This is a genomic window from Streptomyces sp. MK37H (assembly GCF_018035285.1).
GTDB lineage: Bacteria > Actinomycetota > Actinomycetes > Streptomycetales > Streptomycetaceae > Streptomyces > Streptomyces endocoffeicus.
The window spans coordinates 1-4,152 of record NZ_JAAAYH010000603.1 but is presented as its reverse complement, the minus strand read 5'-3'; the positions used below and the strand labels follow the sequence as shown (position 1 = coordinate 4,152).

2 protein-coding genes are annotated in these 4,152 nt (G+C 76.6%); both read left to right on the top strand.

Annotated elements, in window-relative coordinates; translation table 11 throughout:
• Positions 1-2,409 carry an SUKH-4 family immunity protein gene (locus GWI24_RS41370; protein ID WP_308344265.1) on the top strand — a complete coding sequence of 803 codons (2,409 nt, stop codon included), beginning with the start codon at positions 1-3 and terminating at the stop codon, positions 2,407-2,409.
• A 242-nt stretch (positions 2,410-2,651) separates the two neighbouring features.
• A complete protein-coding gene (locus GWI24_RS41365; RefSeq protein WP_210951174.1) occupies positions 2,652-3,572 on the top strand; it encodes a cellulose-binding protein in 921 nt (306 codons plus the stop codon).
• The last annotated feature ends 580 nt before the right edge of the window (positions 3,573-4,152 follow it).

Sequence of the window (4,152 nt, the reverse complement as noted above, 5' to 3'; positions counted from 1 at the left end):
GTGGACGACTGGCCGTCGGACGGTGTCGCGCGGCCGCTCACGGGCGACCGGCCGCAGGACGGCCCGCCCGCGCCGGGTGCCCCTTCCACGCCGGGTGCTCCTTCCGCGCCCGGCGCTCCTTCCGCGCCCGGTTCCCCGTCCGGCGGTGAGGGCTGGCGGAACGCGCCGCCTCCGCCCCCGCCCGGTGGGGGCAGCCCGTGGGCCCCGCCCGCGCCGGGCGCCGGTACGCCCTCCTCGGGGGGCCAGGCCGACAACGCGGCCACGCCCGGCGGCGGTACGCCGTGGGCCGGTACGGACATCAAGGGCGACGATGACGACGACCGCTCGGTCGCCCCGCCCGCCACGGTCTTCGCCCCGCCGCTCGCGGGCTCCGACGACGAGGACACTCCGGCGCCGGGCATACGCCCGGACGCCAAGACCGAATTGATGTCCGGCGGCAGCGCGCTGCCGCCCACGGCCATCGCCCCGTCCCTCGACTTCCCCGGGCAGCAGGGCGGCCCCGGTGCCGGTCCGGGTGCCGATCCCAACGCCAGCGACATCGCGGACGCCGCCACCCGTAAGGCGGGCGGCGGTCCGACGCCCCCGCCGCCCGGTGCTCCGGGGACGCCGGGTGCGCCCGGCGCCCGGCCGGGTGCGGACTCCACGCCTCCGCCGCCCGCGCCGTCCGGACCCGGTGCCCCCGGCGCTCCGGCCGGGGGGTACGTACCGACGCAGCTGGTCTCGCAGCTCGACTCGGACAGCCTCGGCGGCGCCCAGCAGCCGCCTGGTCCTCCCGGTGCGCCGGGCGCTCCTGGTGCCCCCGGTACCCCTGGCGCCCCTGGTGGTCAGGGTGGTGGCGAGACGCCGCCTCCGCCTGGTGCTCCGGGTACGCCCGGTGGTGGGATGCACGCTGCCGCGACGATGCTCGCGAGTGGTCCGGGCGCGCCCGGACAGAACCCGCCTCCGGGCACCCCGCAGCCTCCCGGCCCTCCCGGTGCGCCCGGCGCCCATGGCGCCCCCGGTGCTCCTGGTGGTCAGGGTGGCGGCCAGACGCCGCCTCCGCCCGGTGCTCCGGGTGCGCCCGGTGGCGGTGTGCACGCCGCCGCGACGATGCTTGCCGGTGGTCCGGGTGCGCCCGGTGGCCAGACCCCCGGCGCCCCGCAGCCTCCCGGCGCGCCCGGCGCTCCGGGCCAGGGTGCCCCGTCCGGCCCGCAGCCGCCTGGCCCACCCGGTGTCCCCGGTGCGGGTGGTCCGCCCACGCCGCCGCCCCCGCCGGGCGCGGCCGGGCCGCCGTACCCGGGCGGCCCCGGCGCCCCTGGCACGCCCGGCGCCCCCGGTATGCCTCCGCCCGCCGGCGCTCCCGCTCAGGGGCTGGCGCCGCCTCCGGGCGCGCCCGCGCCGGGGATGGCGCCGCAGCCCGGCTATGCGTATCCGCCGCCGCCCCCCGGTCAGCCGACCGTGGGCCCGGGCTATATGGCGGTGCTGCGCTACCGCGCCCAGGACGGCTCGGAGCAGCAGCTGATCCGCCGTTCGGCGCCCGGGACCCCGCATCCGGAGTGGCAGATCCTGCATGAGCTGCGGGCGATGAACGTCCCGCCGCAGCAGGTGCTGGAGCTCCACACCGAGCTGGAGTCCTGTGATCTGCCCGGCGGCTACTGCGCCCGGATGATCCGGGAGAGCTGGCCGCAGGTGCGGATCAGCCACACCGCTCCGTACGGGCGCGATCACGCCACCCGGCAGCAGGGCGTACGGCATCTGCTGGAGCACCAGGGCGAGCTGCACCAGGTGGCGGACGGCCCGGCGCGTCCGGCGCCGAACCGGGTGCCGCTGCCGCACCCCAGCCAGGTGCAGCCGATTCCGCCGGTGCCGCCGGAGGGGCTGGCGCACGAGCTGGGCCAGGCGTTCGGGCCGCAGGGCATCGTCCGCTTTGACCAGCGCGCGGTGTCGCGGATGGGCGTTCCCGAGGTGGTGGCGCAGACGCTGGTATGGGCGGGGCTGCCGCTGGACTTCGGTCCGTTCTTCTGGGCGCAGGCCCAGGCGGGCCGCCCGGTGCCGACGCTGGCGGAGCTGGCGGCGGAGCGCGGGGTCCAGTCCGCGCCGGACGCGGGTTCGTACCTGGTCATGGGCAATGACTTCGGCCGTCAGCTGTGTGTGCAGTACGGCACGGCGAACATCGTGGCGGTGCCGCTGGAGGCGACGCCCCAGCCGACCCCGCCGCAGTTCGTGAACACCGGGCTGCCGGAGTTCGTGCGGTGCATGGCGCTGCTGGGCCGGATGTGGCGGCTGCGGTACGGGCTGACGCCGGACCAGGCGGGCCGTTGGACCGTGGACTTCCAGGCGCAGCTCGCGGGTCTGGATCCGGCGGCGCTGTCCACGCCGGACAACTGGTGGGCCGTGCTGCTGGAGCAGATGTGGGACGGCCTGCTGTAAGCCCGTTGTGAGTCCGCCCGCGCGGCCCTGACCACGCGCCACCGGACGAACCGCGCGACCGAAGAACGAATGGCGATCGAGGCGCCCGACCCCCGTGACGGGGGCGGGCGCCTCGTCGTTGTTGTCACCGGCGGCGCTCCCGGCCGCGGATATGGGCGGAGTGTCGCGTTATGGGGATGAGAGGCCATCTATAAAGATGTGCGCCGAAGCGCGTTGCATACCGGACAAAAGGGGTTCCAAGGATGGGCGCATCGGTGTCACGTCATGGCTTCACCATCGTCGGCGGACGGGGCCGTGGCTACCGTCCCGCGCAGGTCGACCGCTATGTGGCCGAGCTGTCCGAAGCGCGGGACGCGGCGTGGGAGCGCGCCGCGCGCCTCACCGTGCTGGCCAATGAGCTGACGGCCGAGGCGGAGCGGCTGCGCGAGGTGATCTCCCAACTGGCCCCCCAGACCTATGAGTCCCTCGGCGACCGGGCCCAGCTGATCCTCATGGCCGCCGAGGAGGAGGTCGTCTGTCTGCGGGCGGCGGCCGAGGCGACGGCGCAGGAGGAGTGGGAGGCCGCACAGGCCGTGGCCCGTAGGGTGCGGGACGCCGCCCGCGACGAGGCCGAGCTGGTCCGCGAGGCCGCCGAGGTGGCGGCGCGCGACACCTTGGAGTCGGCCCAGGTGGATGTGGACGAGCTGCGGGCCGTCTCGCGCCAGGACGCCAAGGAGTGGCGGACCCAGGCGCTGGCGGAGCTGAAGGAGATGCGGCAGCGCACCGCCGGGATCCTGGCCGAGCAGGAGCGGGAGCACGCCGAGCGGTGGGAGGCGGCGGGCCGCGAACTGGCCGAGCGGGACAACGCGATGACGGCCCGGCTGGCCCAGCTGGAGGAGTACGCCCAGGCGGGGCTCGCCGACGCCAAGCGGGAGTACGGGATGGCCGAGCAGGCCGCGCGGCTGCGGCAGGAGGACGCGCAGGCGCAGGCGGCGGAGATCATCGCCCAGGCGCGGGCCCGGGAGGAGCGGCTGGCGCGGGAGACGGAGCGGACGCTGCGCGAGCATGTGGAGCGGCGCGAGGAGCTCAAGGCGCATCTGGAGCATGTGCGCGGCAGCCTGGCGGCCCTGACCGGCAAGCCGGTGGCGGAAGACGCGACGGCGGCCCCGCACCACGAGTCCTGAACCCACCGCCCGGCACCGAGAAGTCGGCCGCCGACGGGGCCTGGGGGTATCCGAGGGCTCGTAACGCCTGCGGCGGGCTGTGTTCCCCTCCCCGCCCCTTCCCGGCAGCATCGATATGCGGCTCCGCCCCGTGGGGGCTCTGCCCCAGTCGCCGGACCCGGGGCTTTGCCCCAGGCTCCCGAGCCGGGGCTCTGCCCCAGACCCCGGACTGGGGCTCTGCCCCAGGCTCCCGGGCCGGGGCTCTGCCCCAGTCGCCGGACCGGGGCTTCGCCCCAGACCTCGGGCCGGGGCTCTGCCCCAGGCGCCGGGCCGGGGCTCTGCCCCAGACCTCGGGTTGGGGCTTCGCCTCAGGCTCCCGGGCCGGGGCTCTGCCCCAGACCCCGACCGGGGCCTCGCCCCTTCCCGCGGTATCGATATGCGGCTCCGCCGTGTGGCGGGGCTCCGCCCCAGGCCCCGGGGTCCAGGGGAGACCCCCTGTGACAGGCGCGGTCGGCGGGCTGCTCGCCTTCCCGCGGCATCGATATGCGGCTGCGTGGCTGGGCTCTGGCACAGACCTCGGGGTCCAGGGGCGGAGCCCTTG